At 62.8% G+C, this 23443-nt stretch carries 23 protein-coding genes; 4 read left to right on the forward strand and 19 right to left on the reverse strand.

Annotated elements, in window-relative coordinates; genetic code table 11:
* Positions 1 to 179 precede the first annotated feature (179 nt).
* The 6 genes from AC0L18_RS18750 to AC0L18_RS18775 form a co-directional block, all read right to left on the reverse strand.
* A complete protein-coding gene (locus tag AC0L18_RS18750; RefSeq protein ID WP_473493687.1) occupies positions 180 to 629 on the reverse strand; it encodes a CHRD domain-containing protein in 450 nt (149 codons plus the stop codon).
* Between the two features lie 165 nt (positions 630 to 794).
* Positions 795 to 1766, reverse strand: a complete 972-nt coding sequence (locus AC0L18_RS18755; protein WP_023798699.1) for an ABC transporter substrate-binding protein — start codon at positions 1764 to 1766, stop codon at positions 795 to 797.
* Between the two features lie 82 nt (positions 1767 to 1848).
* On the reverse strand, positions 1849 to 2985 hold the full coding sequence (locus AC0L18_RS18760; RefSeq protein ID WP_473493688.1) for an ABC transporter permease: 1137 nt from the start codon (positions 2983 to 2985) through the stop codon (positions 1849 to 1851).
* Positions 2982 to 3860: an ABC transporter permease gene (locus AC0L18_RS18765; RefSeq protein WP_473493689.1), complete on the reverse strand. Its 879-nt coding sequence runs from the start codon at positions 3858 to 3860 to the stop codon at positions 2982 to 2984. The genes AC0L18_RS18760 and AC0L18_RS18765 overlap by 4 nt, the downstream gene beginning before the upstream one ends.
* A complete protein-coding gene (locus AC0L18_RS18770) occupies positions 3860 to 4390 on the reverse strand; it encodes an endonuclease domain-containing protein (RefSeq protein WP_473493690.1) in 531 nt (176 codons plus the stop codon). Before AC0L18_RS18770 ends, AC0L18_RS18765 begins: the two co-directional genes overlap by 1 nt.
* Positions 4391 to 4572: 182 nt before the next feature.
* On the reverse strand, positions 4573 to 5364 hold the full coding sequence (locus AC0L18_RS18775; RefSeq protein WP_091600271.1) for an ABC transporter ATP-binding protein: 792 nt from the start codon (positions 5362 to 5364) through the stop codon (positions 4573 to 4575).
* A gap of 110 nt (positions 5365 to 5474) precedes the next feature.
* Between AC0L18_RS18775 and AC0L18_RS18780 the strand changes: the two genes are divergently transcribed.
* Positions 5475 to 5882, forward strand: a complete 408-nt coding sequence (locus AC0L18_RS18780) for a cupin domain-containing protein (RefSeq protein WP_091600272.1) — start codon at positions 5475 to 5477, stop codon at positions 5880 to 5882.
* A gap of 125 nt (positions 5883 to 6007) precedes the next feature.
* Here AC0L18_RS18780 and hydA read toward each other — a convergent pair whose 3' ends face one another.
* From hydA to aptA, 5 genes are all read right to left on the reverse strand, one after another.
* Positions 6008 to 7459 carry a dihydropyrimidinase gene (hydA, locus tag AC0L18_RS18785; protein WP_473493691.1) on the reverse strand — a complete coding sequence of 484 codons (1452 nt, stop codon included), beginning with the start codon at positions 7457 to 7459 and terminating at the stop codon, positions 6008 to 6010.
* Positions 7460 to 7543: 84 nt separating this feature from the next.
* Positions 7544 to 7924 carry an endonuclease domain-containing protein gene (locus AC0L18_RS18790; RefSeq protein ID WP_473493692.1) on the reverse strand — a complete coding sequence of 127 codons (381 nt, stop codon included), beginning with the start codon at positions 7922 to 7924 and terminating at the stop codon, positions 7544 to 7546.
* Positions 7925 to 8077: 153 nt separating this feature from the next.
* On the reverse strand, positions 8078 to 9328 hold the full coding sequence (locus AC0L18_RS18795; RefSeq protein ID WP_473493693.1) for a Zn-dependent hydrolase: 1251 nt from the start codon (positions 9326 to 9328) through the stop codon (positions 8078 to 8080).
* A gap of 11 nt (positions 9329 to 9339) precedes the next feature.
* Positions 9340 to 9783 carry an endonuclease domain-containing protein gene (locus tag AC0L18_RS18800; protein WP_473493694.1) on the reverse strand — a complete coding sequence of 148 codons (444 nt, stop codon included), beginning with the start codon at positions 9781 to 9783 and terminating at the stop codon, positions 9340 to 9342.
* Between the two features lie 112 nt (positions 9784 to 9895).
* Positions 9896 to 11224, reverse strand: coding sequence for an omega-aminotransferase AptA (gene aptA / locus AC0L18_RS18805; RefSeq protein ID WP_128180662.1), 1329 nt, complete (start codon positions 11222 to 11224; stop codon positions 9896 to 9898).
* A 254-nt stretch (positions 11225 to 11478) separates the two neighbouring features.
* On the opposite strand from aptA, the gene AC0L18_RS18810 reads away from it, so the two are divergent.
* On the forward strand, positions 11479 to 12108 hold the full coding sequence (locus tag AC0L18_RS18810; RefSeq protein WP_128174246.1) for a TetR family transcriptional regulator C-terminal domain-containing protein: 630 nt from the start codon (positions 11479 to 11481) through the stop codon (positions 12106 to 12108).
* 82 nt (positions 12109 to 12190) lie between these two features.
* Here the strand turns inward: AC0L18_RS18810 and AC0L18_RS18815 are convergent, their stop codons facing one another.
* The 5 genes from AC0L18_RS18815 to AC0L18_RS18835 form a co-directional block, all read right to left on the reverse strand.
* Positions 12191 to 12568, reverse strand: a complete 378-nt coding sequence (locus tag AC0L18_RS18815; RefSeq protein WP_473493695.1) for a DoxX family protein — start codon at positions 12566 to 12568, stop codon at positions 12191 to 12193.
* A 63-nt stretch (positions 12569 to 12631) separates the two neighbouring features.
* Entirely contained in the window at positions 12632 to 13090 is a 459-nt protein-coding gene (locus AC0L18_RS18820) for a carboxymuconolactone decarboxylase family protein (protein WP_473493696.1), read from the reverse strand.
* Between the two features lie 11 nt (positions 13091 to 13101).
* On the reverse strand, positions 13102 to 13620 hold the full coding sequence (locus tag AC0L18_RS18825) for an RrF2 family transcriptional regulator (RefSeq protein ID WP_473493763.1): 519 nt from the start codon (positions 13618 to 13620) through the stop codon (positions 13102 to 13104).
* A 325-nt stretch (positions 13621 to 13945) separates the two neighbouring features.
* Complete coding sequence (gene preA / locus AC0L18_RS18830) at positions 13946 to 15259, reverse strand: NAD-dependent dihydropyrimidine dehydrogenase subunit PreA (protein ID WP_287242381.1); 1314 nt, start codon at positions 15257 to 15259, stop codon at positions 13946 to 13948.
* A 2-nt stretch (positions 15260 to 15261) separates the two neighbouring features.
* Positions 15262 to 16626 carry an NAD(P)-dependent oxidoreductase gene (locus AC0L18_RS18835; protein ID WP_473493697.1) on the reverse strand — a complete coding sequence of 455 codons (1365 nt, stop codon included), beginning with the start codon at positions 16624 to 16626 and terminating at the stop codon, positions 15262 to 15264.
* Positions 16627 to 16854: 228 nt separating this feature from the next.
* On the opposite strand from AC0L18_RS18835, the gene AC0L18_RS18840 reads away from it, so the two are divergent.
* Entirely contained in the window at positions 16855 to 17436 is a 582-nt protein-coding gene (locus tag AC0L18_RS18840) for a helix-turn-helix domain-containing protein (RefSeq protein WP_473493698.1), read from the forward strand.
* Positions 17437 to 17537: 101 nt separating this feature from the next.
* Here AC0L18_RS18840 and AC0L18_RS18845 read toward each other — a convergent pair whose 3' ends face one another.
* Positions 17538 to 18263, reverse strand: coding sequence for a gamma-glutamylcyclotransferase (locus AC0L18_RS18845; RefSeq protein WP_473493699.1), 726 nt, complete (start codon positions 18261 to 18263; stop codon positions 17538 to 17540).
* A gap of 176 nt (positions 18264 to 18439) precedes the next feature.
* Between AC0L18_RS18845 and AC0L18_RS18850 the strand changes: the two genes are divergently transcribed.
* Positions 18440 to 19216 (forward strand): VOC family protein, encoded by a 777-nt coding sequence (locus AC0L18_RS18850; RefSeq protein WP_473493700.1) that lies wholly within the window; start codon positions 18440 to 18442, stop codon positions 19214 to 19216.
* Between the two features lie 114 nt (positions 19217 to 19330).
* Here the strand turns inward: AC0L18_RS18850 and AC0L18_RS18855 are convergent, their stop codons facing one another.
* Positions 19331 to 21772, reverse strand: coding sequence for a GcvT family protein (locus AC0L18_RS18855; protein WP_473493701.1), 2442 nt, complete (start codon positions 21770 to 21772; stop codon positions 19331 to 19333).
* Positions 21773 to 21860: 88 nt separating this feature from the next.
* Positions 21861 to 23399, reverse strand: coding sequence for a trimethylamine methyltransferase family protein (locus AC0L18_RS18860; protein WP_473493702.1), 1539 nt, complete (start codon positions 23397 to 23399; stop codon positions 21861 to 21863).
* Between the last annotated feature and the right edge of the window lie 44 nt (positions 23400 to 23443).

Genomic DNA, 23443 nt, shown 5'->3' on the forward strand with positions numbered 1-23443 from the left:
CCATGGCCGCCCCTCGCCTCAGAGTAAGGGCTGCTCTCTCTCCAGAGCTTTTTGCAGAACCTTCAGGACACTATCGAATATCCAACTGCCTGCCTCAAGGGGAGATGCCCGGCAGGGCAGAGGGGGGTGCTGTCCCGCAGACTTTGACAGCTTAATGCAGCGCCCTTCGGCGGCCTATGCTACATCGTCGCCGCCTTCTCGATCTGCCCGCGGATCTCGCCGTCCTTGTGGGCCGCCGTATGGATGTTGATGTAGTATTTGCCGGCCATCAGGTCGGCAGCCTGCGCGTCGGTCAGGGTCGCCGCCCCCTTGAACGGGCTTTTCGGAGCGCCCTTGAACGGGACGACGACGTCGGCGTTTTCACCCTTTGCTGCCGGACCGTGAATATGTCCGGCCGTCGCCGGTCCACTGAGACCTGAATACATCACGTTCCAGGTGAGCTGTTTCGTGTCGGTGTTGAAGCCGAGAGTCGCCTCGCCTTTGCCCTCCGTGGTGACGGGTGGATTCTGCTGAGCGCCATCGAGCGTCGCCTTCATCTTCATCATGTCGGCCAAGGCCGGTGAAGCGCACAGGAAGGAAGCCGAAACGGCGAGCGCCGAAAGCATCGGCGGGAAGGATTGCATGCGCATGGAATTCTCCGTTGTGACGATGACATCCGCTGAAGCAGGATGCACTGGAACAACGGTTGTGGCGAGCGGATGTTTCCACCGGTAACGGCTATTTTACATCCAAAAAGGGGGCGGTCGCCCGTCCCCTTTTTTCAAACTGCGGACCCCAGAGCCCTGGTTGACGGCTTACTTGATGGCCTTGTCGGTGATGGCGGTCGTGTAGGCGCCGGTCGGCTCCTTAGTGATGATCTTCTGGTCGAGCAGCGCCTTGGCGGTGCGCGCGTAGGTCGCCGGGTCGAGCTTGCCGTCGGCGTTGTCGATCAGCTTGGCGACTTCGCCCATCATGCGCTTCTGGTGGTTCTCGTCCTGGCCGCCATTGTCCATGACGATGCCGGCCGCCTCGTCGGAATTGTCGACGGCGTATTTCCAGCCCTTCATCGAGGCGCGCACGAAACGCACCATCTTGTCCTCGAAGGCCGGATCCTTGAGCTTGTCCTCCAGGGCGTAGAGACCGTCCTCAAGCAGGTCGTTCCCCATGGCCGAGTAGTTGAACACGATCAGCTCTTCCGGCTTGTAGCCGGCATCGATGAGCTGCCAGTATTCGTTGTAGGTCATGACCGAAATACAATCTGCCTGCTTCTGGATCAGCGGCTGCACGTCGAAACTCTGCTTCAGCACGGTGACGCCATCCGGGCCGCCGTCGGTCTTCAAGCCGAGCTTGTTCATCCAGGCGTAGAACGGATACTCGTTGCCGAAGAACCAGACGCCGAGCGTATGGCCCTTGAAGTCGGCTTCGGTTTTGACGGGGCCGTCCTTCGGGCAGACCAGCTGCATGCCGGCCTTCTTGAACGGCTGGGCGATATTGACCAGCGGCACGCCCTTTTCGCGTGCGGCCAGCGCACCGCCCATCCAGTCGACGATGACGTCGGCGCCGCCACCGGCGATCACCTGCTCGGGCGCGATATCGGGGCCGCCCGGCTTGATCTCGACGTCGAGGCCCTCGGCCTCATAAAAACCCTTGTCCTTGGCGACGTAGTAGCCGGCGAACTGGGCCTGCGTGACCCATTTCAGCTGCAGCGTCACCTTGTCTGCGGCCATTGCCTGGAACGCGGCAAGCGACATCGCGCCGGCCAGCATCGAAACAACAAGTCTTTTCATGCTTTTACCCTCTGGAGTTAAGTGTTCACCCTTTTAGGACCAGGACCTTCAATCCAACCCTGATTCCAAACCCGCCACCGCCCTATCCACCACGGACGGAGGGATGCCAAAACGTGACTGCTCTCTCGAAAAGAGCGACCACGCCATAAAAGACCGAACCCGCAAGTGCTGCAACTGCGATTTCGGCCCAGACCATGTCGATATTCATCCGTCCGACTTCGGTCGAAATCCGGAATCCCATGCCGACCACCGGCGTGCCGAAGAACTCCGCGACGATGGCGCCGATCAGCGCCAGCGTCGAATTGATCTTCAGCGCGTTGAAGATGAAGGGGGCTGCCGCCGGCAGCCGCAGCTTGAACAGCGTCTGCCAGTAGCTCGACGCATAGGTGCGCATCAGGTCGCGTTCCATATGGCCGGAGGCGGCAAGCCCGGCGACCGTGTTCACCAGCATCGGGAAGAAGGTCATGATGATGACGACGGCGGCCTTCGACTGCCAGTCGAAGCCGAACCACATGACCATGATCGGCGCAACGCCGATGATCGGCAGCGCCGACACCATATTGCCGATCGGCAAAAGCCCGCGGCGCAGGAACGGCACGCGGTCGGCCGCGATGGCGGCGAGGAAGCCAGCACCGCTGCCAACCACATACCCAAAGATCACGGCCTTGAAGATGGTCTGCCGCACGTCGGCGGCCAGCACCGGCAGCGAATTGGCGATGCGCACGCCGATCGCGCTTGGCGGCGGCAGCAGGATGAAAGGAATGCCCGCACCGCGCGTCACCGCCTCCCAGATGATCAGGATCCAGGCGCCGAAGATCGCCGGAATGATCAGCCTCAAAGCGGTCGCCGCCCAACGCGAGGCCGGGCGAAGCGCGGACAGCACCGTCACGCAGCGCCAGGCCAGGAGCCATGCCGCGGCAAGCAGCAGATAAAACGACGCGCGGGCGGTGCCCTCATTGCCGGTTATGCCGGCGAGCAGCAGCCACGCTGCGCCATGCGCGCCAAGGAAGAGCAACACCACCCCAATTGCCGGCGGGAAATTATCGGCCCCAATTGCCAGGAGCAGCAACAAGAAAATCAAAGCCGCAGTACCGACACCGTAGCCGGGCGCCGCATCGACAAGCGGCCAAAGAAGCAGCGCGCCGGCAAGAAGGACAAGCGAGGCATACCCTTGCCACGAGCGGGGGGCGATCGACGAAAGGCTCAGGAGGGAACTCATGCGGGCCTCCCGCCCATGGCGCGGTCGACGATGCGCCCGGCCATGCCGACCACCATCACCAATAGCGCCGCCACCACCGAGCCCGCCACCAGCGCCGACCAGATGTCGATGGTCTGGCTGTAATAGGCGCCGGCGAGCAGCTTGGCGCCGATGCCGGCGACGGCACCGGTCGGCAGTTCGCCGACGATGGCGCCGACCAGGCTGGCGGCCACCGCCACCTTCATCGAGGTGAACAGGAACGGCACCGACGCCGGCACCCGCAGTTTCCAGAAGGTCTGCGAGGGGCTGGCATTGTAGGTGTGCATCAGGTCGAGATGGGTGAGTTCGGGCGAACGCAGCCCCTTGACCATGCCGACCGCCACCGGAAAGAACGACAGATAGGTCGAGATCAGCGCCTTCGGGATCAGGCCGGTGACGCCGATCGCCGCCAGCACGACGATGATCATCGGCGCCACCGCCAGGATCGGAATGGTCTGCGAGGCGATGATCCACGGCATCATGCTGCGGTCGAGCGTCGCCACATGGACGATGCCGACGGCAATCAGGATGCCGAGCGCCGTGCCGAAAGCGAAGCCGAGCAGCGTCGAGGACAGCGTCACCCAGGCATTGTAGACAAGGCTGCGATTGCTGGTGACCTTGCGCAGAAACGTGTTCTCGAAGAAATTCACCGCCACCTGATGCGGCGCCGGCAGAGTCGGCTTGGGCTGCGACATCGTCTTGCCGATAAACTCCACGATCCCCGGCGTCTCGCCGGCACGGCGGTCGAGATCGCGCTGGAACGGCGCGTTGAGGATGACGGCGAAAACATACCAGACGACCACCACGCCTGCGAGGATCGAGGTCACCGGAACGATCTTGTCGCGAAAGGAGTCCATCAGCGGCCCTCGCCAGACTGGCGCCCTCCTCTCCCCAACGGGGAGAGGGTGGCCGGAGCGAAGCGGAGGCCGGGTGAGGGGGTAGAAATCTTTCCGTCGAGGCAAGCCAGGATCGTATCAAGGACCGCTCGGCGCTCGGCCAAAACTTCATGGTTCCAGAACCGGAGAACGGAATAACCATGGCCATTCAGCCAGGCCGTCCTGGCGGGGTCGGTTGGTGAATCCGCATGCTGGCTGCCATCGAGTTCGACAATCAGACCCTTCTCGCGACAAACGAAATCCGCGATGAAAGGTCCAAGCGGCACTTGCCTCACAAATTTGTAGCCGTTGAGATGACGTCCTCTCAGTTCCCCCCAAAGTCGGTACTCAGCCTCGGTTTCGTCGACCCGCAGCTTTCGAGCGCGAGCGGTTGCCCCGACATTTCTTTTCGTCGGATCTGTCGGCGCCGCCCCCTCACCCGACCTCCGCTTCGCTCCGGCCACCCTCTCCCCGTCGGGGAGAGGAGGGAGCCCATCCCGCTCAATCCTCATAGCTGTGCCCTGCCCTGCGCCGCGTCCCTTCGCGGCTGCTTCGCCCTAGGATGACGAAGGCGTGGTTGGCCGTGCTCTCGATGAACGCCGCTTCGCGGCGGCTCCGCCCTAGTCTTACTGAGTAGACGAAGGCATGGATGGGCCCGCTGGCCCCGTCGGGGAGAGGAGGGAGCCCATCCCGCTCAATCCTCATAGCTGTGCCCTGCCCTGAGCCCGTCGCGCACGCGCGCCGCGATCGCCAAAAACTCCGGCGTCTCGCGAATGTCGAGCGGCCGCTTTTTCGGCAGCGTCGATTCGATGACGTCGCTGACGCGGCCCGGGCGCGGCGACATGACGATGATCCGTGTCGACAGGTAGACCGCCTCGGGAATGGAATGGGTGACGAAGCAGATGGTCTTGTTGGTCCGATCCCAAAGCTCCAGAAGCTGTTCGTTGAGGTGGTCGCGCACGATTTCGTCCAGCGCGCCGAACGGCTCGTCCATCAACAGAAGATCGGCATCGAAGGCCAACGCCCGCGCGATCGAGGCACGCTGCTGCATGCCGCCGGAAAGCTGCCACGGGTACTTCTGCTCGAAGCCGGACAGGTTGACGAGGTCGAGCGTGCGCTTGATGCGCGCCGCCTGCTCTGCCTTCGACAGGCCCATGATCTCCAGCGGCAGCGCCACATTGCGCTCGATCGTGCGCCACGGATAAAGTGCGGCCGCCTGGAAGACATAGCCATAGGCGCGGTTTTCGCGCGCCTGCTCCGGCGTCACGCCATTGACAGAGATGCTTCCCGATGTCGGTTTCTCGAGATCGGCGATGACCCGCAGCAAGGTCGTCTTGCCGCAGCCGGACGGCCCGATGAAGGAGACGAATTCGCCCTTGCCGATGGTCAGGTCGACATTCGACAGCGCCTGCACCGGACCGTCGCTGGTCTGGAAGGTCAGGCCGAGCTTGCTTGCCGAAACGACGGCTGGCGACTGTCCGGTCATAGGCCGCAGCCTGGCTTTTCGCGTCGCCGCCGCGGCGGCCGGTTACCCGTTGCTTTTGCCAAAATGCTGCTTTCCACTTATCTTGTCCCACTCGATCGAGAGTTTGCCCGATGTCATCCAAACCCACCTGCCATCTTATCCGCCCCGAAAGCTCTTATGAAGGCAAGCAGGGACTGAGTTATTTCGCCGGCATCGCCGCCGAAACGGTCGGCTCTACCGGTATCTGCATGCACCTGCTCACCATGCCGCCCGGTGCCCGCGCCAAGGCGCATATGCACGAAAGCCATGAAACGGCGATCTATGTGCTCTCCGGCGAGGTCCATACCTGGTATGGCGACCGGCTCGAGCAGCGGATCGTCGCCAAGGCCGGCGACCTTTTCTACATTCCCGCCGGCGTGCCGCATCTGCCGGCCAATCTGAGCGACAGCCCGGCCTCGGCGGTCATCGCCCGCACCGATCCCAACGAACAGGAAAGCGTCGTGCTGCTGCCGGAACTGGAGGGGCTGGTCGCGCGATAGGCGGGCTACCCGCCGGCCAATTGGTATCGGGCATAGAGACAGTGCAATCGCTTCAGGTTTGCGCTGCCCCTCATCGCCGACTTCGACAAACACTAGCACCGGGACAGTACCGTCCTTGCGCAAGCTCACACCCCGGTCGCCGGAATACCTGACCGTTCCACCTTGCGCGGCGCGGAGATTTCCTTCCAGGTCGACAGCGCCCGGTTGACCGCGGCATTCGGCTCGCGGCCGACGAACTCGCCATGGCCTGGCTTCGCCTTGACCTCGTTCTCCTGGATCGACAATTCGCCGCGCGAGAAGACGAAGCGCGGCAGGCCGGTCACCTCAACACCTTCGAAGACGTTGTAGTCGATCACCGACTGCTGCTTCTCGGAAGTAATCGTCTTTGTGCGCTTCGGGTCCCAGACGACGATGTCGGCGTCGGCGCCTTCGACGATGGCGCCCTTCCTCGGATACATGTTGAGGATTTTTGCGATGTTGGTCGAGGTCACCGCGACGAACTCGTTCATCGTCAGCCGGCCGGTGTTGACGCCGGTGGTCCACAGCACCGGCAAGCGGTCCTCGAGCCCGCCGGTGCCGTTCGGAATCTTGGTGAAATCGCCGACACCGTTGCGCTTCTGGCTGGTGGTGAAGGCGCAATGGTCGGTCGCCACCACTTGCAGTGATCCCGCCTGCAGGCCGGCCCACAGCGAATCCTGGTGCAGTTTGTTGCGGAACGGCGGGCTCATGACGCGGCGCGCCGCATGGTCCCAGTCCTTGTCGAAATATTCGCTCTCGTCGAGCGTCAGATGCTGGATCAATGGCTCGCCGAACACCCGCATGCCTTTTTGGCGCGCCCGGCGAATGGCTTCATGGGCCTGCTCGCAGGAGACATGCACGACATAGAGCGGCACGCCGGCCATGTCGGCGATCATGATGGCGCGGTTGGTCGCCTCGCCTTCCACTTCCGGCGGCCGCGAGTAAGCGTGCCCTTCGGGGCCGTTATTGCCGGCGGTCAGCAGCTTCTGCGACAGCGCCGCCACCACGTCGCCATTCTCGGCATGGACCAGCGGCAGCGCGCCAAGATCGGCGCAGCGCTGGAACGACGAATACATCTCGTCGTCGTCGACCATCAGGGCGCCCTTGTAGGCCATGAAGTGCTTGAACGAAGTGATGCCCTTGTCGACGACGCTGGCCATCTCGTCGAACACCTGCTTGCCCCACCAGGTGATCGCCATGTGGAAAGAATAGTCGCAGGAGGCTTTCGAGGTCTTGTTGTCCCACATCTGCAGGGCCTCGAGCAGCGACTGCTGCGGCGCCGGCAGGCAGAAATCGACAACCATCGTGGTGCCGCCGGCAAGCGCGGCGCGGGTGCCGCTCTCGAAATCGTCGGCCGAATAGGTGCCCATGAACGGCATTTCGAGATGGGTGTGCGGATCGATGCCGCCCGGCATGACATAGCAGCCGCTGGCGTCGAATTCATGGTCGCCATGCAGGTTCGAACCGATGGCGACGATCTTGCCGTGCTGCATCAGCACATCGGCTTTCCACGTACGATCGGCGGTGACGATGGTGCCGTTCCTGATGACTTTGGTCATTTTCTTGTTCCCTTGTTTTTCTCGCGCTTCTTGGTGAGCGGCCTGCTTGATTAGATCGGTTCGGGATCGAGCCCTGAACGGCCTCTACATGACTCCAACTTCCCGCAATATCTCCTCGACGCAACCGTCGAAAGAATTTGCCAGGTCTCCTGTCGAAAACCGCAGCACACGATAGCCCTGTCGGCCAAACCATGCATCGCGTATTCGATCCTTGTCCATCTGCTCCGGCGTGAAGTGATGCTCTCCATCGACCTCGATGACGAGGTTCTTCTCATGTAACACGAAGTCCGCAATGTAAGGTCCGATCGGCGCCTGCTTCCTGGCATGCAGGCTGTAGAGGCGACGGAACTCTTTCAATTCAGACCAGAGCTTGCGTTCACCATCCGTCATGTTCCGGCGCAGTGCCCTGGCACACTTTATGGCGGCTGGATCGATCGCGGTCGGTGCCAAGACGAGTACCCCCACCCTCAATCCCTCCCAACAAGGGGGAGGGAGGCTTTTCGTCGCACTATCACAGCTGAACCCATCAAAGCTTTCGCCCCAGGAAGAGGAGCCGGCATTGCCAGTCCCCCTCCCCCCGTGGGGAGGGGTTAGGGGTGGGGGTACAGCGCCGACGTCTCACTCCACAATCACCGCTGTCTCGACCACCGCGTGGAACAGCACGTCGGCGCCGGCCGCCGCCCATTCCTTGGTGATTTCCTCGGCCTCGTTGTGGCTGAGCCCGTCGACGCAGGGGCACATCACCATTGCCGTCGGCGCGACGCGGTTGATCCAGCAGGCGTCGTGGCCGGCGCCGGAGACGATGTTGCGATGCGTATAACCCAAGCGCTCGGCCGCATCCCGCACTGCCTTGACGCAGCCCGGATCGAAAGTCACCGGATCGAAATGGCCGACCTGGTCGATTTGATATTTGATGTCGAGCGCTTCGCAGATCGTGTCGATGCCTTCGCGGATGCGCCCGTCCATGGCGTCGAGCACTTCCTTTTCCGGTGAGCGGATGTCGATGGTGAACATGGTGCGGCCGGCGATGATGTTGCGCGAGTTCGGATAGACCTCCATGTGGCCGACCGCGCCGACGGCGTCGGGCTGGTAGTCCATGGCGATCTCGTGCACCAGTTCGATCACCCGCGCCATGCCGAGCCCAGCATTGCGGCGCTTCGGCATCGGCGTCGAGCCGGTATGCGCCTCCTTGCCGGTCAGCGTCACCTGCAGCCATTTCAATCCCTGGCCATGGGTGACGACGCCGATGTCGATGCCCTCATCCTCGAGGATCGGGCCCTGCTCGATATGCAGCTCGAAGAAGGCGTGGATCTTGCGCTCACCGACTTTCTCGCTGCCTTTCCAGCCGATGCGTTCGAGCTCCTCGCCGAACTTCTTGCCGTCCTTGTCGACATGCGAATAGACGTCGGCCTGGTCGAGGACGCCGGCGAACACGCCGGATGCCATCATCGCCGGCGCAAAGCGCGCGCCTTCCTCGTTCGTCCAGTTGGTGACGACGATCGGATGTTTTGTCTTGATGCCGAGCTCGGTGAGCGAGCGCACGATCTCCAGGCCGCCGAGCACGCCAAGCACGCCGTCATACTTGCCGCCGGTCGGCTGGGTGTCGAGATGGCTGCCGACATAGACCGGCGCCAGATCGGGCTCGGTGCCCTCGCGGCGGGCAAACATCGTGCCCATCTCGTCGAGGCCCATTTCAAGTCCCGCCGCCTCGCACCAGCGCTTGAACAGATGCCGCCCCTCGCCGTCCGCGTCGGTCAACGTCTGGCGATTGTTGCCGCCGGCAACCCCGGGGCCGATCTTCGCCATCTCCATTATCGAATCCCACAAACGGTCTGAATTGATTCGCAGATTCTCGCCCGGAGCGGCCATTTTCTAAAACCTCATCGATTGTGGCGAAGCGCGCCGGCGTTCCCCTCCCCCTTGAGGGGAGGGTGGCCGCGAAGCGGTCGGGTGGGGTCGCCGAACATGCGCGCGACCTTCTCCTTCACCACCTGCGCAACATGCCATGCACTGCTTATGACATCAGGCTCATCAACGCGAAAGACATCGAACCCGAGCGATCGCAAATAGGCATCACGGACAGCATCGTGCCGCTTGCCTCGTTCCTGCTCGTGCAGATCGCCATCGACTTCCACGACCAGCTTTACCGCGAGGCAAGCGAAGTCGACGATATAAGGCCCGATTGGGCACTGACGGCGGAACTTGATGCCGGCCGATTTCAGCTCGCGCAGTTCATACCAAAGCAAACATTCGCCCTTGGTTGCATGAACTCGAAGCGCGCGCGCCTTTTGACGCATTTCGAAGCTCACGCGGGTACGGGGCATCAGAAGCGTCCTCGCAGCAAGAGATCAGGTTGGCGCGCGTCGCCACCGACCCCACCCGACCGCTTCGCGGCCACCCTCCCCTCAAGGGGGAGGGAAAGTCGCGTTGCGTTTCTCAATCCACCGCCCTCAGCACTTCACGCACATGGTCGATCAATTCGTTGATCTGGCCCTTGGTGATGATCAGCGGCGGCGACAGCGCGATGATGTCGCCGGTGGTGCGGATCAGCGCGCCGCGCTCGAACGCTTTCACAAAAGCCGAGAAGGCACGCTTGGTCGGACTGCCGGGGATGGGCGCCAGTTCGATCGCACCGATCAGGCCGATGTTTCTGATGTCGATGACGTTCGGCTCGCCCTTCAGCGAATGCAGCGCGTCTTCCCAATACGGCGCCAGTTCCTGGCCGCGGGTCAGCAGGCCCTCTTCCTTATAGGTATCGAGCGTGCCCAGCGCCGCCGCACAGGCGATCGGATTGCCCGAATAGGTGTAGCCGTGGAAGAACTCGATCATATGCTCGGGGCCGGTCATGAAGGCGTCGTGGATTTCCTTCTTGACGAACACCGCGCCCATCGGGATGACGCCGTTGGAGACGCCCTTGGCGGTGGTCATGATGTCGGGCGTGACGCCGAAATAGTCGGCGGCAAACGGCGTGCCGAGACGGCCGAAACCGGTGATGACCTCGTCGAAGATCAAAAGGATGCCGTGCCTGGTGCAAATCTCGCGCAGCCTCTCGAGATAGCCCTTCGGCGGCAGGATGACGCCGGTGGAACCGGCCACCGGCTCGACGATGACGGCCGCGATGGTCGAGGCGTCGTGCAGCGCGACGATGCGCTCCAACTCGTTGGCCAATTCCGCGCCATGCTCGGGCACGCCCTTGGTGAACGAATTCTTCTCGGGCAGGTGGGTGTGCGGCATGTGGTCGACGCCGCCGAGCAGCGTGCCGAACATCTTGCGGTTGGTGACGATGCCGCCGACCGAGATGCCGCCGAAATTGACGCCGTGATAGCCGCGCTCGCGGCCGATCAGCCGGGTGCGCGAGCCCTCGCCTTTGGCGCGGTGATAGGCGATCGCCATCTTCAGCGCGGTCTCGACCGACTCCGATCCGGAATTGGTGAAGAACACGTGGTCCATGCCCTCCGGCGCCAGGTCGACCAAACGGTTCGCCAATTCGAAGACGATCGGGTGACCCATCTGGAACGCCGGCGCATAGTCGAGCTCGGCGGCCTGGCTCTGGATCGCCTCGGTGATCTTCGGCCGGCAGTGGCCGGCATTGACGCACCACAGGCCGGCAGTGCCGTCTAAAACCGTGCGACCGTCGCTCGTCGTGTAATGCATGTCCTTGGCGGACACCATCATGCGCGGCGCCTGCTTGAACTGCCGGTTTGCCGTGAACGGCATCCAGAATGCGCTGAGATCGTTCGGCGTGACTTTCAGCCGGTTGGACATGACCAAGACTTCCCCTTGTAACCTGTTTCGGTGCGGCTAACGCTTGGTCTTCCCGACACTTGGTCTCTGCTGCGTTTTCGTGCTACGCAAATTTTGACCGATTGGACAAACGTTAGCACCGCCCTGTCGGCGGTCAAGGGATTACTAGCGGAAATGCGGCAGCTGAGGCGCGCTCCACAGGCCGGAGAAAAACTGGTCCAGAGAATTGGTCCAGATGGCTCTCCAAGCCATGGTATGCCGCGGTGACGGCCGACATGGAAATTCCGGCCCCTCGCCGCACCCGCATCCAGCAGGAAAAGCGCGAGCTGATCCTGGAGGCGGCGCTCGAGGTGTTCTCGACCAGCGGCTTTCGCGGTTCGACCATCGACCAGATCGCCGAAGCCGCCGGCATGTCGAAGCCGAACCTGCTCTACTATTTCCGCCGCAAGGAGGATATCCACGAGACGCTGATGCAGCGGCTTCTGGACACCTGGCTGGCGCCGCTGCGCGAACTCGACGACATCGGCGATCCCTTGACCGAATTGCGCAGCTATATCAGGCGCAAGCTCGAAATGGCGCGCGATTTCCCCAGGGAAAGCCGCCTGTTCGCCAACGAGATCCTGCAGGGCGCGCCGCGCATCATGCCGATGCTGGAAGGCGAGCTGAAGACGCTGGTCGACGAGAAGGCCGCCGTCATCAAAGGCTGGATGCGCGCCGGCAAGATCGCGCCCACCGACCCCTGGCACCTGATCTTCTCGATCTGGGCGACGACGCAGCACTATGCCGATTTCGACGTTCAGGTCCGCGCCGTGCTCGGCCCCGACCGCGGCGGCGACGGCCGCTTCGAGGATGCTGCAAGGTTTCTCGAACAATTGTTCATCGACGGGCTGAAGCCGAAGAGCTGACGCTTCAGCAATATGGTTTGACAGATTGAGACCGTTTGCCAGAGGCTACGGTGGCTGCCTCCGCGAGGCGGCCACCGAACCGTCAAAGCGGCTGCGCCGCCAGCGCCAGGAAACCTCCGGTCAGCGCCACGTTGCCGACAAAGCCGTTGATGCGCGACGCACGCTCGGGCCCCTGATGATCCCAGAAATTGTGGAACATCGGTGTGGCCACCATCAGGAACAGCACCAGGCACAGAGCCGCGGCAGCGGTCCAGACACCTGATATCACCAGCGCTCCGGAAACGATTTGCAGGACGATCCCCAGCCACAGCATCAGCCGCGCCTGCGGCACGCCTCGCATCGTCATCAACTGGGTCAGGAAGCCTGCATTCTGGATGTTGCGCAGGCCGGCAAAGACAAAGGCGCCGCCAAGCAGCAGGCGTGCGGCAACCAGAATCTCATTCTCAAAATTCAACAACATGGTCTTGATCCCAAAGCAAAAAGAGACGCGCGGCGTTAAGGCTGCCCACCCAGTTTCGTCCGCTCAGGCGGCCTTGGCAGCCGCTACCGGATGAATGGCGTGGAAGGGCACGCAGAGCCGGTTCCAGGTGTTGATCATGCCGATCGCGACGGACAGCTTGACCAGTTCCTCTTCCGAGAAGTGTTCGAGCGTGCGAGCGTAGAGATCGTCCGGCACGCCGCTGTCGGCGATCTTCGTCACCATTTCGGTCCAGGCGAAGGCAGCGCGTTCGCGCTCGGAAAACAGCGGCGATTCCTTCCAGGCGGAGACGAGATAGAGCCGCTGTTCGGTCTCGCCGTCGTGACGCGCCTCGCGGCTATGCATCTCGACGCAATAGGAACAGCCATTGATCTGCGACGCCCGCAGCTTGATCAGATGCAGCAGGCTTGCCTCGAGCCCGCACTCGTCGACCGCCTTGTTGAGCGCCGATACCGCTTTCATGATTTCCGGCGCCGCGCCGAAGAATTGCAGCCTCTGCTTCATTCTCTTTCCCTTCACGCTTGCTTGGTTGAACTGGATTTCTGCGGTCGTTGATTACGCTCGACAAAGGCGCAGTTGGCGGCGACTGAACGGGGATCGGCATCGCTCACGTATTCCGCAACGATGTCGGACAGCCGGGCCTCGGCAAGAGCGGTGCGATAGGCGCGCTCGGCCTTCAGCATCGCGACGCTGATGCCGCAAGGTTTGACATAGGCCGAGGCATCGAGCCTGGCCGGCCCGCGCTGACGGATTTCGCCGCAGCGGAAGGCCGGTTCGCGTCCTTCGACGGCGAGCACGATGTCGAGCAGCGTTATGCGCTCCGCCGGCCGCGCCAGCCGGTAACCGCCCGATGGCCCCGGCACCGATTCCAGGATACCCGACGCCGTCAGCGCGTTGAGATGCTTGAGCAGATAGCTTTGCGACAGGCCGAACGCTTCCGCCATGGCAGCACCCGGCATGGTCGCCGCGCCCTCCACGCCGGCAAGCATGGCGGCGCAGTGGATGGCCGCTTCAACGCCCTCGCCCAGCTTCATTTTTCTGAGTCCCAATTCATGGATATATCTTATCATGGATAATTTTTATCCGCAATAGGAATATCCGGGCCTTACGGTTCCTTTTCAAAGGGTTGCGCTGCCCCTCATTGCCCTGCCGGGCATTTCTCCCCGTATAGTGACGGGGAGAAAGACGCTATCACCGATGATTTCGCCAATTGTCGGCGGTGCAAAAAGGGCGGCGAGGTTGCGGCAATCCCCCTTCTCCCCGTCACTATACGGGGAGAAGGTGCCGGCAGGCGGATGAGGGGCAGCGCCAACCTCGACAATTCAACCGGACGAAACCGATCTGGCACTTCGACCAAACTTACTCCGCGGCCACCTTGGCCATCGGGTTGTTTGGATGCGTCGTCCAGTTGGCGTAGACCGGCGACACCGGTCTGCCGGTGCGCTGGTCGATGACGCCGGCCGCCAGCGGTTCCATGGTGATGCAGTTCTCGACCGGGCAGACATTGACGCAGAGGTTGCAGCCCACGCATTCGGCCTCGATCACCTCGAAACGTCTGACGCCGTCGACGATTGCGGTGATCGCCTGGTGCGAGGTGTCCTCGCAGGCGATGTGGCAGCGGCCGCACTTGATGCACGCCTCCTGGTCGATATGCGCCTTGGCGACGTAATTGAGGTTGAGGTATTGCCAGTCGGTGACGTTGGGCGTGGCGCGGCCGACGATGTCGTCGAGCGAAGCATGGCCCTTCTCGTCCATCCAGTTTTCGAGACCGGCGATCATCTCCTGCACGATCTTGAAGCCATAGGTCATCGCCGCCGTGCACACCTGCACATTGCCGGCGCCGAGCGCCATGAATTCGGCAGCGTCGCGCCAGGTGGTGATGCCGCCGATGCCGGAGATCGGCAAGCCCTGCGTTTCCGGATCGCGGGCGATCTCGGCGACCATGTTCATGGCGATCGGCTTCACCGCCGGGCCGCAATAGCCGCCATGCGAACCCTTGCCGTCGATCGTCGGCTCCGGTGCGAAACTGTCGAGATTGACGCCGGTGATCGAATTGATGGTGTTGATCAGCGACACCGCGTCGGTGCCGCCGGCAAGGGCGGCACGCGCCGGCTTGCGTATATCGGTGATGTTCGGCGTCAGCTTGGTGATGACAGGCATGCGGGTATTGGCCTTGCACCAGCGCACCACCATTTCGATGTATTCCGGCACCTGGCCGACGGCAGCACCCATGCCGCGTTCCGACATGCCGTGCGGGCAGCCGAAATTGAGCTCGATGCCGTCGGCCCCGGTCTCCTCGACCACCGGCAGGATCGCCTTCCACGCATGCTCCTCGCAAGGCACCATCAGCGAGACGACGATGGCGCGGTCGGGCCAGTCCATCTTGACCTGCTTGATCTCGCGCAGATTGGTCTGCAAGTCGCGGTCGGTGATCAGCTCGATGTTGTTCAAGCCGAGCAGGCGGCGATCGGCGCCCCAGATCGCGCCATAGCGCGGGCCGTTGACATTGACCACCGGCGGCCCCTCTTCGCCGAGCGTCTTCCAGACAACGCCGCCCCAGCCCGCCCTGAAGGCGCGGATGACATTGTAGGCCTTGTCGGTCGGCGGCGCCGAGGCTAGCCAGAACGGATTCGGCGATTTGATGCCGACGAAATTGTTTCTGATATCTGCCATGCTCATGCCCTCCCGTTCGAGGTCAGTGCCCGGTGGATCGATTCGGCCGCGTCGCGCCCCTGCGCGACTGCCGAGACGGTGAGGTCGTCGCCGCCATAGATGCAGTCGCCGCCGGCCCAGACGTTTTGCAGCGAGGTGCGGCCTTCGGCGTCGACCTTGATGCGGCCGGCTTCCAGCGCCAGCAAGGCGCCGCTGCCGTTGAGCGCAGCCGGGACAAAGCTCTGGCCGATCGCCTTGAACACCTGGTCGGCGGTGAGCGTCAGCCGCTCGCCGGTGCCGACGAGTTTCTCGCCATCCATCGCCGTATATTCAAGCTCGATGCCCGACACCTTGCCGCCTTCGGCAATGACCCGCTTCGGCTGCAGCCAGTGACGGATGATGACGCCGTTGGCGGCGGCCAGGTCCTGCTCGAATTCCGAGGCGTTCATGTGCTCCTGGCCGCGCCGGTAGCAGATCGTCACCTCTTCGGCGCCGAGCAGCTTTGATTGCACCGCCGCGTCGATCGCCGTCATGCCGCCGCCGATGACAACGACGCGCCGGCCGACCGGCAGGCTGGCAAGATCGCTGGCCTGGCGAAGCTCGGCAATGAACTCCACCGCATTGGTGACGCCCTGCGCGTCCTCGCCGTCGGCGCGCAGCGCGTTGACGCCGCCAAGCCCCATGCCGAGGAACACTGCATCGTAATTCCTGGTCAGGTCCGACAGCTGGTAATCGCGGCCAAGCGCCTTGCCGTTCTGGATGTCGATGCCGCCGATCGAAATGACATAGTCGACCTCGGCCTGGGCAAAATTGTCGATGCTCTTGTAAGCGGCGATGCCGTATTCATTGAGACCGCCGGCTTTCGGGCGCGCCTCCAGGATGGTCACGTCGTGACCGTGGCGGGCGAGCCGATGGGCGGCGGCAAGCCCGGCCGGTCCGGCGCCGACCACGGCGACCGTCTTGCCGGTCGGAGCGGCGCGCGCATAGAACTGCTTGTTCTCAGCCATCGCGACATCGGTGGCATAACGCTGCAGGCGGCCGATCTGCACCGGCTTGCCTTCCGCCACTTCGCGCACGCAAACCTCTTCGCATAGCGTCTCGGTCGGGCAGACGCGGGCGCACATGCCGCCCAAAATGTTCTGGTCGAAAATCGTCCTGGCCGAGCCGATCGGGTTGCCGGTCGAGATCTGGCGGATGAACAGCGGGATGTCGATCGAGGTCGGGCATGCGTTCATGCACGGCGCATCGTAGCAGAAATAGCAGCGATCGGACTCGACCAGCGCCTCGTGATGATCGAGCGGCGGATGCAGGTCGGAAAAATTATCGGCATATTGCTCGGGCGAAAGCCGCCCGCCGGCAATGCCCTGCTTGAAATGACCAGTCGCCATTCCGCTTCCCCATTCCTTGTTGTTTTGCGGAAGGCTAGCACGTTTTGTTTTTTTATCAATTGGTCAATTTTCAGCCAAGCTGCTGAAAAGCTTCGCTAACATGATTATTATAGTCATGTTATGGATCAATTGATCTGTTTTCACAGCCAGCAAATAAGGGTGGCAGCCTATTGCATTCCCACAATGTGTATATTAACATGATCAACATCGATCAACTAAGGATATTCAATGACTGGATTGGAGCTGAAAGAGGCCATTGCCGAGCTGCGTATCAGCCAAGCTGAATTCGCTCGGTTGGTCGGAGTAACTGTCGGCGCAGTCGCTCAATGGCTGTCGGAAAGTAGAAGCATCCCCGGTCCGGTAGAGGCTTTCGTCGCCCTCTTTATGAGGCTGCCGAGCTCAATCCGGGAATTCGAATTAACTCAACTTAAGAAAGGTGCCAGTAAAATGCGAAACGGAATGTATCTCATCCACTTCATCGGCAGCGCCGGCGACGGCTACGCCACCCTCACCTTCGATGACGGGCTCGTCTATGGCTTCGATACTGGCGGCGGACAATACGATGGTGTCTACACCCCTAATACGGCGTCTGCGGACGTGGTTGACCTCGACGTCAAGGTGCGGATGCCGCCGAATGTTAGGAGTGTTGTCGGCGGTATCAGCAACCCCTTCGAATGGGTTCTTCCCGTGACGTCTCAGCTGAACATTCGCAATGATCGTGGCCAAATCTCAGTAAAAACCGCTCTCGGCCCGACCCTTCAGGCAAGCTATACCAGAATGCGCGACTTGCCGACTTCGGTAGCCGCGTAGCCTGAAGACGCGGAGGCCCGATCAAAGATCGGTCGGGCCTTTGTCTCCTATTCCGCCAACCTTCGCTCGACGAGACCTTCAGCTTCTCAGTCGAAATGTTCTTATCGTATTTCCATCCCGAGATCATTTTGTAATCGGGCCTCGCGGCCATGGATCGACCTGATCTCGTTCGCGACCAGTTCCTGCAGCCGCCACAGATTGCGGTCGCGAATGCCGAATTCTTCCAGATGATGGACGGTGTTGAAGAGATATTCGGCGCCGGACCCGACATGCCCACACGCCCGCGCCAGCACTTGCGCTACCCTCTCCAGCGGCTGGTTGAGCGACGTCCCCCTGCCGGTCACACCGACCCAGAAGCCCAGCGCCCTGAGCGTGCCTTGAGCCGTATGCACGGGAAGCCACCTGACTGAGCCGATACTCTCGTGATCGCTGATCTCGCGCCGCAACAGTCTTTCGATCTGGAGCGGTTTTTCGCCTTCCGGCAAGCGGTAGATCACCCCGTTGCACCGTCCGCCCCGTTCGAGCGCCATCATCAAGCCCGGCTGCGCAGCGCTGCCGCGCCAGCGGACCATGTCGAGGCAGAAGGACCGATGCCAGCCGAAAGCGGTGGCGCGTTGTTGTTCGACTGACTCGAAAGCCGGCTTCCAGATCAGCGAGCCATAGGCGAAAACCCACAAGGGGCCCGCGTCTGCTTCATCAGATAGCCGCGACGCGAGGGTTTGGAAATCCTCATCGTTCAATTGCGTCCAGCTGCCATCGGGACCGGGATCGGCCTCCTCCCGATGGCATAGCGCGACAAGCTCTGAAGTGAGCGACATCCGGCGCATGGATCAACACTCTCCGTTGACGATAAGCAAAGTCGAAAACCGCAGCATGCGCAAGATTGCGAACGAGGGGTGCCTTGCCGCCATCGATTACTGGCCCAGATGTCGGAATTCCGTCGCGAAAATCGTCCTAGATGGATCACGCATGATCGATGACTGGAAACCCAAGGAGCACGACAATGCCAAACTCCCCGACGTCCTTCTTCTGGTACGAGCTGATGACCACCGATCTCGACGCCGCCGAAGCGTTCTACACCGACGTGGTGGGCTGGAAGGCGCAGCCCTTCGACGGCGCGCCCGGCATGCCGCGCGATATCGTGATGAATGTCGGCGAGCGCGGCGTTGCCGGGCTGATGACGCAGCCGGACGAAGTGCGCAAGACGGGCATGCCGCCAGCCTGGGTCGGTTACATCCATACCGGGGATGTCGATGCTTCGACGAAATCGCTGAAGGGCGCCGGCGGTGCGGTTCACCGCGAACCCGATGACATTCCGGGCGTCGGCCGCTTTGCCGTCGTCGCCGATCCGCAAGGCGCGGTGTTCAACTTCCTGCAGCCGATCGGCCCTGACCAGCCGCCGTTGCCGGCTACTACTCCCGGCAATATCGGCTGGCATGAACTCTACACGACAGACTGGCACGCCGCGTTCGATTTCTATGCCGGGCAATTCGGCTGGACCAAGGGCGACGCCATGGATATGGGGCCGATGGGCACCTACCAGCTGTTTGCCGCCGGCGGCGAACCTGTCGGCGGCATGATGAACAAGCCCGAGCAGGTTCCGGTGCCGGTCTGGCAGTTCTATTTCAATCTCCCCGCAATCGACGCGGCGGCCAAGCGTGTCACCGATAATGGCGGCACGATCCTGATGGGACCGATGGAGGTTCCCGGCGGCGGCTGGATCGTGATGTGCACGGACCCACAGGGTGGTCATTTCGCGCTGACGGCGCCGGTGCGGTAGCTGGGCCAGGCGTCACGCTATTTGGCGTTTTGCTTGTCGAAGTGGGCGATCCTTCGCGCCCCCTCTGTCCTGCCGACCCCGCGCATTTTGGATAGCCTCCACCTAGCGGCGCCATCACCCTCGCATCCGCTCGAGATTCGCGTCGAACAGCGGCGTCGGCTGCACCCGTGCGGTGTAGCGCTTGCCCAAGAGCTCGATCTCGAAACCATCGGCTTCGTCGGCGATCTCCTTCGGCACATAGCCCAGGGCCACCGACGCCTTCGAATGATGTGCGTAGCCGCCTGACGTGACCCAGCCGCGCACCGCGCCGTCGAACCAGATCGGCTCGTCGCCGATGACGTCGGCGTCTGCCGCATCGACGACAAAGGCGCGCAGTCGCAGCTTGCCGCCTTGCTGGCGCTCGGCGAGTGCCGCCTGCTTGCCGATGAAATCGGTTTCTTTCCCATAGGCGACGAAACGGTCGAGCCCGGCCTCCAGCGGTCCGTAGATCGGCCGGTATTCGCGCGCCCACGAGCCGTAATTCTTCTCCAGCCGCAGCGCGTTGAGCGCGCGCGCGCCGAACAGGCCGATGCCGAAGTCTTCGCCGGCCGCCATCAGGGTCTGGTACGCGGCACGCTGATATTCCGGCGCCACCCAGATCTCGTAGCCGAGATCGCCGGTGTAGCTGACGCGGCCGACCAGGCACGGCGCCATGCCGATATCCATCCTGGCCGTCGCCATGAACGGAAACGCCGCATTCGACACATCCGCCCGCGTGGCTTTTGCCAGCACGTCCCGCGCCCTCGGACCGGCGATCGACAGGCCCGTCAGTCTCGCCCCCAGCGCCTCGATATGGACCGAGCCATCTTGCGGCAGATGCGCCTCGAACCAGCGCATGTGATACTGCTCGGCAATGCCGGAACCGGCGAGGAACCAGCCCTCCCCGCTGGAATTGCCGCTGCCGAGATTGGCCAGCGAAAAGTCGCCGATCAGCCTGCCGTCTTGCTTCAGCATCGGCGCCAGCGTCATGCGGCCGGGCTTTGGCAGCTTGCAGGCCAGCAGGCGGTCGAGCCAGGCCGCCGCGCCCGCGCCCGTCACCCTGAATTTGGCGAAGGACGAGATTTCCGACAGGCCGACACTTGTCCGCACCGTCCTCACCTCCTTTGCGACATGCTCGAAATCGCTCGAGCGCCGCCACGAGAACTCATCCCTGACGCCTTCGGGCGCATACCACAACGGCACTTCCAGCCCATAGGCCACGCCCCACTGCGCGCCCTTCGCCGACAAAAGGTCGTAGACCGGCGTGGTCTTGAGCGGCCGCCCGGCAGGCAGTTCCTCATTGGGGAAGCGGATGGAAAAACGCCGCGAATAATTCTCGCGCACCTTGGCGTTGGTGTAGGCCATCGTTGCCCAGTCGCCGTAGCGAGAGACGTCCATCGCCCAGATGTCGGCGCCGGGATCGCCCTCGATCATCCAGTTCGACAGCGCCAGGCCAACACCGCCGCCCTGCGAAAAGCCGGCCATGACGCCGCAGGCGACCCAGAAGCCAGGCAGGCCGCGCACCGGCCCGACCAACGGATTGCCGTCGGGCGCGAAGGTGAAAGGGCCGTTGATGATCTGCTTGATGCCGGTGTTCTGGAAGGCCGGGAAATGCCGGAACCCGACTTCCAATGACGGCGCGATGCGGTCGATGTCGGGCTCGAGAAGCTCGTGGCCGAAATTCCACGGTGTCTGAAGCTCGGACCATGGCTTGTTGGCCTTCTCATAGGTGCCCATCAGCATGCCGCCGCGCTCCTGGCGCAGATAGAGCTCGCCGTCGAAATCGACCGCGTGGATGATCTCCGTGCCGGTCTCCTGGTTCCAGGCGGCGACCTCCGGCATGTCCTCGGTGATCAGGTACATGTGCTCCATCGCCAGAACCGGCAGTTCGAGGCCCACCATGCGGCCGACCTCGCGCGCCCACAGGCCGCCGGTGTTGACGACATGCTCGGCCACCACCTCGCCCTTGTTGGTGATGATCCGCCACAGCCCGTCGGCGCGGCGCACGATATCCTCGACCTTGGTGAAGCGCTCAACCTCGGCGCCAAGTTTTCTGGCCGCCTTGGCATAGGCGTGGGTGACGCCGGACGGGTCGAGATGACCGTCCTCCTTGTTGCGCACCGCGCCGACGAACTGTTTCGGGTCGAGCAACGGCATCAACTCGGCCGCCTCATCAGGCGAGATCTCCTCGAGGTCGATGCCGAGATAGCGGCCCTTGGCGACAACGCTGCGCAGCCAGTCGAGCCGCGCCTCGGTCGCCGCCAGAAGCACGCCACCGGTCAGATGCACGCCGGTCGCCTGGCCGGACAGCTCCTCGATCTCCTTGTAGAGCGAGATCGTGTATTTCTGCAGCTTGGCGACGTTGGGATCGCCATTGATCGTGTGCATGCCGCCGGCCGCGTGCCAGGTCGAGCCGGAAGTCAACTCGTCGCGCTCCAGAAGCACAATGTCGGTCCAGCCGTGACGGGCGAGATGGAACAGCACCGAACAGCCGACAACGCCTCCGCCAATGACCACGACCTTCGCATGCGATTTCATGGGTTTTTCTCGTTATTTCAGGGAGTTAGAGGGGTGAGATGAATCGGTGCGGGAGGAGCCAAGCCACACGAGCGCAAGCCTTCGACCATCACGGCTCGCCCTGCCCGATCGCTTCCTTGCGCCTGGCCACATACGCCTCCAGCGCCTCGCGCACGGCAATATCAATCGTCGGTTCGACATAATCTTCCAGCGCTTTCTTCCACAGCCGCGTCGCCCGCGCCGTGGCGTCTAGCCCGCCGGCCTCCTGCCAGGCCTCGTAGTTCTGCCAATTCGAGAGCATCGGCTGGTAGAAGGCGGTTGCATAGCGCTCCAGCGTGTGCGGCTCGCCGAAGAAATGGCCGCCGGTCGGCACCGCACCCAGCGCCTCGACGGCGAGTTCCGCCTCGTTGACTTCGATCGGGCGCAAAAACTCCATCATGTGCTGGATCATCTCGACGTCGATGATGAACTTTTCGAACGATGCGGTCAGCCCGCCCTCCTGCCAGCCGGCTGCGTGGTAGACGAGATTGCCGTGGCCGAGCACCGCGCCCCACAGCGCCATCAGCGTCTCATAGGCGCCTTGCGCGTCGGCGGCGTTGGAGGCCGAGCCCGGCGTCGTCCGGTAGGGCAGTCCATAGCGCCGTGCCAATTGCCCGGAGGCGATGTTGGCCTTGGTGTTCTCTGGCGTACCAAAGGCCGGCGCACCGGACTTCATGTCGACATTGGAGGTGAAGGCGCCGTACATGACCGGGGCGCCAGGGCGGACAAGCTGCGTCAAGACCACGCCGAACAGCGCCTCGGCGTTCTGTTGCGCCAGCGCGCCGGCAAGCGTCACCGGGCTCATCGCCCCCATCAGCGTGAACGGCGTCACCGCAACCGACTGGCCGAACTCGGCCATGGTCATCAGCCCTTCGGCCATCATCTCGTCGAAGCGGCGCGGCGAGTTGACCGAGATGATGGTGGTGACGCCGGGATCGTCGCGCATCTGGTCGAGGCTCAAGCCCCGCGAAATCGCCATCATTTCGATGCCATCCAGCGCCCTGCCGCGGCCGATCGCCGAGACGTGAAAACTCTTGTCGGTCAGCGTCAGATTGGCGAAATAGGTGTCGAGGTGGCGTGAGTTGGCCGGCAGTTCCACCGGTGCGCAGACCTGATTGCCGAGCATTTGGATGCAGTTGAAATGCTGCGCCAGCCGGGTGAGATCGCAATAGTCGCGCAAATTGCCGGCGCGCCGGCCGCGTTCCATGTCATGCACGTTCGGCGGTCCGGCGACGAGCGTAAAATTGATGGTGTTGCCGCCGAGATGGACTGTGTGGGCCGGGTTGCGCGGCGTCAGCGTATAGCTGGACCGCGTCGTCTTCAGTGCCTCGTCGACCATGCCGCGCTCGATGCGGACAGTCATCGACGCATGATCAGCCTTGGCGCCGGCCTTCTCGAACAGCGAAAGCGCCCGCGGGCTCATCACCTCGATGCCGAAATTCTCCAGAATGTGCATCGACGCCTGGTGGATCGCCTCGATCTCGTCGGCCGAGAGCATCGCCATCGGCGGATAGGGATTTGTCACGCGGCGCAACGGCAGTTGCGGGATGGCGGCCGGTCCCCTGTTGCTGGTTCGCTCGGCGCCGCGCTTGCGTCTCGGTTCGGTCATGCGGCGCATCAAAGCGCCGGCACGACGATCGGGCTGTCAGAAAT

The sequence above is a fragment of the Mesorhizobium sp. WSM4819 genome (assembly GCF_055811215.1).